Source organism: Luteibacter sp. P4_D7_3 (genome assembly GCF_056401735.1).
This window is the reverse complement of the sequence record NZ_JBFUIT010000257.1, coordinates 1-5818: the sequence shown is the minus strand read 5'-3', so window position 1 is coordinate 5818 and position 5818 is coordinate 1. Positions and strand designations below refer to the sequence as shown.

Below are 5818 nucleotides of genomic sequence, written 5' to 3'. Positions count from 1 at the left end.
GTCCAACCCGTCACTCGGTGGCCCACGACGATAGTGGGACGAAAGATCGTCACAGGCAGTCGGGACGCCGACGACAACAACGCCAGGGAGTATTCCGCGCAGCGCTTGCTCACCTGGTACGGATTGACGCAATTGCCACCGAAGTGCAGCGATTCGTCTACCTGGCCGCCATCCAGTCCAACCACGTAGGCAGTCGACATGTAGTAGAAGCGGCGGCATTGGGGAACGTGGGTTGCCACGTATCCGTACAGCTCACTCGTCATGCCGACGTTCGTGGCGAATGACTGGGGAAGCTTGCTTTTCCCCATACTCATATCCGCTGCGACGTGCCAGACATCGCTGATCGCCGCGAGACGAGCAGACGCCAACCTTGCCACGTAGCTATCGTGATCGACTTCGACGACGTCCAGGTGCTGGTCTAGCACCGTCTCGGGAAGGCTCGCCTCAAAGCCTTCCGCAGCAGCCCGGACGGCTGCGCGCGTTCGTTCGCCATCGGGGTCATTTCGAGCCAGGGCGATGACCCGATCGGATCTTGCGAGAAAGGCTGCCGCCAACGCACTTCCGACAAAGCCCGTTGCTCCGGTGAGCAGGATCGTCTTCATGTCTCATCCTTGAGAGCCCCGTACTGGGGTCGAATCCCATGATGCGCCGCGCTGCGGGAAAATACACCGACGAGAGAAGCGTGTTTTCGGATGTGCCGTGGCCTCGGACGTGCACGATTGCCGTCATCGCGTAGTCCGGATCAGCCCACCGATTCCATATGCGTCAGCAACAGCCGCAGGCTTTCCCTTCCCTGCCAGTCGTTGACGGAAAGCTCGTACGCCACCCGCATGCGATCAGGCGGCGGCGTGCCGTCGTAACAGTTGAACATCACGGCATCGAGCGGCGCACCGCCCTGCGTGTGACGCAACTGCAGACGCAGGTGACGGCTCCCCATGGGCTTCCACGACGCGCATTCGAAGCGCGCTTCGAAGACCGGTGGCGGGAATCCCTGGCCCCAAGGGCCGGCATAGCGCAGCTGTTTGGCCAGGTCGAGCGTGTGGTCGCGGTAGTCGAGCTCGCCGTCCGTGTGGACGAGAGCCTGCAGACGTTCGTCGTCCAGATGCGCTCGTGCGGTCGCGTCGAATGCAGCAGCGAAACGATCGAAGTCATTAGCGCGAAGGCTGAGGCCGGCAGCCATGGCGTGGCCGCCGAATCGCAGGATCAGACCGGGATGCTTCGCGTCGATTTCCGCGAGCGCATCACGGATATGGAACCCCGGAATCGAACGCGCCGAACCGCGCAGCTCGTCGCTGTCGTCGCCAGCCGGCGCAAAGGCCATGACAGGACGATGCAGCTTCTCTTTCAGCTTGGACGCGATCAGCCCGACGATGCCCGGATGCCAGCCTTCGTCGAACAACGCGACGCCCACCGAGTCGATGTGTTTCGCACGCGCGACCATCACCTCGGCCTCGTCAACCATCCCCGCCTGCATCTCGCGGCGTTCCTGGTTGATCGTCGACAGCTGCTCGGCGTAACGGCGGGCCATGCCCACGTCATCGGTGAGCAGGCAGGCGACGCCCAGCGACATGTCTTCGAGGCGACCGGCCGCGTTGAGTCGCGGACCGATCGCAAACGCAAGATCCGTCGCGCCAACAGTCGCCAGCGAGCGGCCGCTCGCTTCGATCAACGCCGTGATACCGGCGCAGGCTTTCCCGGCGCGCATGCGTTTCAGGCCCGCTTCCACGAGCACGCGATTGTTGAAATCCAGCGGCACCAGATCGGCCACGGTACCCAGCGCCACGAGATCGAGCAGCGCGCTCAGGTCCGGTTCGCCGTCGGCGAAGTGACCGGCGTCGCGCATTGCGGCCCGAAGCGCCAGCAACAGATAGAACATCACACCGACGCCGGCGAGCGCCTTGCTCGGGAAACCGTCGCCTACGAGGTTCGGGTTCACCATGGCGTTGGCGTCGGGCAAGGTGTCTCCTGGCAGATGATGGTCCGTGATCAACACGTCGATATCACGGGCGCGGGCGGCGGCGACACCTGCGACGCTCGCCACGCCGTTGTCGACGGTGACGATGAGATCAGGCGACGGGTCCAGCGAAGCGACCAGTGCTTCGCTCAGGCCATAACCGTGGACAAAGCGATTGGGCACCACGTGACGGACGTGCCGTGCGCCCAATAGCCGCAGGCCACGCTCGGCCACGGCTGTACCGGTGGCGCCGTCGCAGTCGTAATCTCCCGCAATGRCGATGTGCCTGTCGCTCGCGATGGCTTCCATCAGCAAGGCGACCGCCGCGTCCATGCCGCCAAGCAGGGTCGGTGACAGCATCCTGGCAAGACGATGCTCGGCACCCTCAGGCGTGGGTACACCACGCGCCGCGTAGATGCGCTGGATCACCGGATGAACATGGGGCGGCCAGCCGCTCGGCGCGGTGGCGACGTGACGCTGACGCCAGACGCGCGCCGTCATGCCTTGCGCCAGAAGCGCAGGCGGTGGCTCTTGCGTATGACCATGCGAACGCCATCGGCGAAGGCGATGCGGATTTCGGTGCCGGCGTCGAGGCGTGCTTCGATGTTGGGCCACCAGACCTGTTCGAATTCGGCGGGCTGGATGTCCTGGAGGTCGAGCAGGCTGTAAGGCACCTCGTCAGTGCCTACGCTTTTTGTAGGAGCCGATTTATCGGCGATAGCAACCTTGCCGCCAGCACCCATCGCCGCTGAAGCGGCTCCTACAGAAGATCCGCCAGATTGCGCGAAGGCTGAGCGTGGTTGCACGTCCACGTTCGCGCGGTGACCCAGCGCCCACGCAAGCAAATCGTCGCTATAGATGCGACCCAGACCGCACTCGACCCAATCAGGCAACGCACCGGCGCCCCATAGCCATACGCTGTTGACCGGCGGCAGGCCACGCGCGACACGCGCGGCGTTGACCGGGTGGTTGTGCAGTACCACCTGCGCCTCATTGATCAGCGCGCGCCAGCGGCGGCCTTCCTCGCCCTTGGGCAGCTGTTCGAACAGGTCCGCCCCCAGTGCTTCCTCCGGCTCGGGGAACGAGGGCACGTCCACATAGGTCGGCAGACGCAACTGCCAGTGCTGCGAATCGCCGACGAGCAGCTTCATGCCTTCGGCTTCGAACGTCTCGGCAAGCGCGTTGACCAGCGCCATCGACTCTTCCAGGCGCAAACCAAGGTTGCCGCAGGCAAGCAGTCGCGCGCCGTTGAGTTCCGGCTGCACCCAGGCGGGGTCCGCCGAGAGCCACAAGGCGTCGCCGGCATCACCCGCCACGGACTGACGGATGAGCGCAGCCGCCGGCAGCGGCCCGCTCGGCCAGCGGAACTGCTCCGCCATGGCCACGAAGTAGCCGGGCATGGCAGCGGACAACGTCGTGCCGCGTGCCAGCCACGCCGCGAAGGCGGGCACGTAGCGAAGTTTCTCGCGACTCGGCAGCAGCACGTTGAGGGCAGCGCTCATGCTCAGACCTCGATCTGTTCCAGGATCCCGAGCCATTCCAGCTCAAGTGCTTCTTTCTCGCCACGCACTTCGGCCTGGCGCTGACCGAGCTTCATCAGGTCTGCGGTGCTGCCGCCATAAACGGTCGGATCAGCGAGCTTGCTTTCAATGTCGGTGAGTTCCTTGTCCATGGTCGCGATCAGCGTCTCGATCTTCTTCACCCGGGCGCGCAACGGCTTTTCCTTCTCACGCTCGTCGGCGCTGAGCTTGCGCTTTTCTTTGGCCGCTTCCTGCACCGGCGCGTTCTGCGGTGCCGAGGCGACAGCCGCGGTCTTGCGCGTGGTGCCACGCGTGCGCAACCACTTGGCGTAGTCGTCGAGGTCGCCATCGAACGCCTCTGCCTTGCCGTCAGCCACGCGCCAGAACTCGTCGCAGACCATGCCAAGAAGGTGGCGATCATGCGAGACCAGCACCAGCGCGCCGTCGAATTCGGCCAGCGCATCGGCCAGCGCTTCGCGCATGTCGAGGTCGAGATGGTTGGTCGGCTCGTCGAGCAGCAACAGGTTCGGCTTGTCCCACGCGATCAGCGCCAGGGCGAGACGCGCGCGCTCGCCACCGGAAAACTTGTCGACCGGTTCGAAGACGCGATCGGCCGGGAAGTTCCAGGTACCCAGATAGTCGCGCAGCACCTGTGCGCCGGCGTTAGGCGCCTTCTCCTGAAGATGGTCGAACGCGCTCCAGCCTTCATGCAGGCTTTCCACCGTGTGCTGGGCGAAGTAGCCGATCTTCATGTCCTTATGGAATGTGCGCTCGCCCACCATGGGCTCGAGCTCGCCGACCAGCGATTTCACCATCGTCGACTTACCGGCGCCGTTCGGGCCGAGCAGGCCGATGCGATCGCCCGCTTCCAGCCCGAAGGCGATGTCGCGGAGCACGACGTGGTCTCCGTAGCCTGCATCGATGTGATCGAGCTGCAGCATCGAGGTCGGCAGCCTGTCGGGCGTGGGGAACGTGAAGCTGAAGGAGCGTTCCGCACGCACCGCTTCGGTGCCGGCCATCTTTTCCAGGCGTTTCATGCGCGACTGCGCCTGCTTGGCTTTGGACGCCTTCGCCTTGAAGCGATCGATGAACGACTGCAGGTGGGCGCGCTCGGCCTGTTCGCGCACATGTGCGATCTGCTGCTGGCGGAGGTGTTCCCCGCGCTGGCGTTCGAAGGCGGTGTAGTCGCCGGTGTAGAGCTTGGCCTTGCCTTCGTGCAGATGCAGCGTGTGCGAGATCACGCCGTCGAGGAATTCGCGATCGTGCGAGATGATCAGCAGCGTGCCCGGATAACGGCGCAGCCACTCTTCGAGCCAAAGAACCGCGTCGAGATCGAGATGGTTGGTCGGCTCATCGAGCAGGAGCAGGTCCGAGGGCGCCATAAGTGCGCGCGCCAGGTTGAGGCGCACGCGCCAGCCACCCGAGAACGAGGCGACGGGCTGCTCATGGGTCTCCGGGCTGAAACCCAGGCCGTGCATCAGCCGTCCGGCACGCGCACGCGCGTCGTAGCCGTTGACCTCTTCGATGCGCATGTTTGCCCGAGCCACGGCTTCGTAGTCTTCCGCGTCGTAGGCATCGGCTTCCATCTTCAGCGCGGCGGCCACTTCCACGTCGCCGCCGAGCACGTACTCGATCGCCGGGTCGGGCAAAGCCGGCGTTTCCTGGGCCACGGAGGCCAGCCGGATCTTCGACGGCATGTCCAGATCGCCGACTTCCGGCTCCAGCTCGCCCTTCAGGGCAGCGAACAGGGTCGACTTGCCACAGCCATTACGGCCGATGACGCCGAGCGCCCAGCCGCTCTGGATAGTGAGGTCCATCTGCGACAGCAGCGTACGGCTGCCCCGGCGCAGGGCGAGGTTGCGAAAAGAGATCATGAATAGGGTTACTGCAATGAGCGACTGCCCATGATAGCCGTCCCGCCCCCCACGTGGCCGAAACGCGACGCAGCACACAGCCGTGACGCCCGGCGCACGCCGCCCATGGCGCGGGATGAGGCGGCATGTTAAAACGGCGTCTTGCGCCGCATGGGGAGCGCGACGGAGCCATCATGAATACCTTCAAGCCTGTTTTCACCGCGATCGCCCTGGCTATCGTCTCCGCCTCCGTGGCGCCTTCGGTTCATGCCGACAGCCTGCTGATGCAGCGTGTCCAGCAGGAAAAGGGCATGAGCCTGCCCAAGAAGGGCATGACCATGGCCGAGGTGGAACGCCAGTTCGGCGCACCCACCTCCAAGCTCGACGCCCGCGGCGGCGGCAGCGCCAAGCAGCCGGTCATCAACCGCTGGATGTATCCGGGCTACATCGTCTATTTCGAGAAGAGCCACGTGGTCCACACGGTGCTGAAC

5 protein-coding genes are annotated in these 5818 nt (G+C 64.7%); 1 reads left to right on the top strand and 4 read right to left on the bottom strand.

Annotated features, from left to right (window positions below):
• The 4 genes from AC1DSN_RS17340 to AC1DSN_RS17325 form a co-directional block, all read right to left on the bottom strand.
• The coding region (locus tag AC1DSN_RS17340; RefSeq protein ID WP_477331889.1) for an NAD-dependent epimerase/dehydratase family protein at positions 1 to 602 on the bottom strand (602 nt) is incomplete at its 3' end.
• A 140-nt stretch (positions 603 to 742) separates the two neighbouring features.
• Positions 743 to 2455 carry a single-stranded-DNA-specific exonuclease RecJ gene (recJ, locus tag AC1DSN_RS17335; RefSeq protein ID WP_477331887.1) on the bottom strand — a complete coding sequence of 571 codons (1713 nt, stop codon included), beginning with the start codon at positions 2453 to 2455 and terminating at the stop codon, positions 743 to 745.
• Entirely contained in the window at positions 2452 to 3456 is a 1005-nt protein-coding gene (locus AC1DSN_RS17330; protein ID WP_477298359.1) for a phosphoglycerate mutase, read from the bottom strand. Before AC1DSN_RS17330 ends, recJ begins: the two co-directional genes overlap by 4 nt.
• A 2-nt stretch (positions 3457 to 3458) precedes the next feature.
• Positions 3459 to 5348, bottom strand: a complete 1890-nt coding sequence (locus tag AC1DSN_RS17325) for an ABC-F family ATP-binding cassette domain-containing protein (protein WP_477331885.1) — start codon at positions 5346 to 5348, stop codon at positions 3459 to 3461.
• Between the two features lie 173 nt (positions 5349 to 5521).
• On the opposite strand from AC1DSN_RS17325, the gene AC1DSN_RS17320 reads away from it, so the two are divergent.
• Positions 5522 to 5818 (top strand): hypothetical protein (locus AC1DSN_RS17320; RefSeq protein WP_477331883.1); only part of this gene is annotated, 297 nt, incomplete at its 3' end.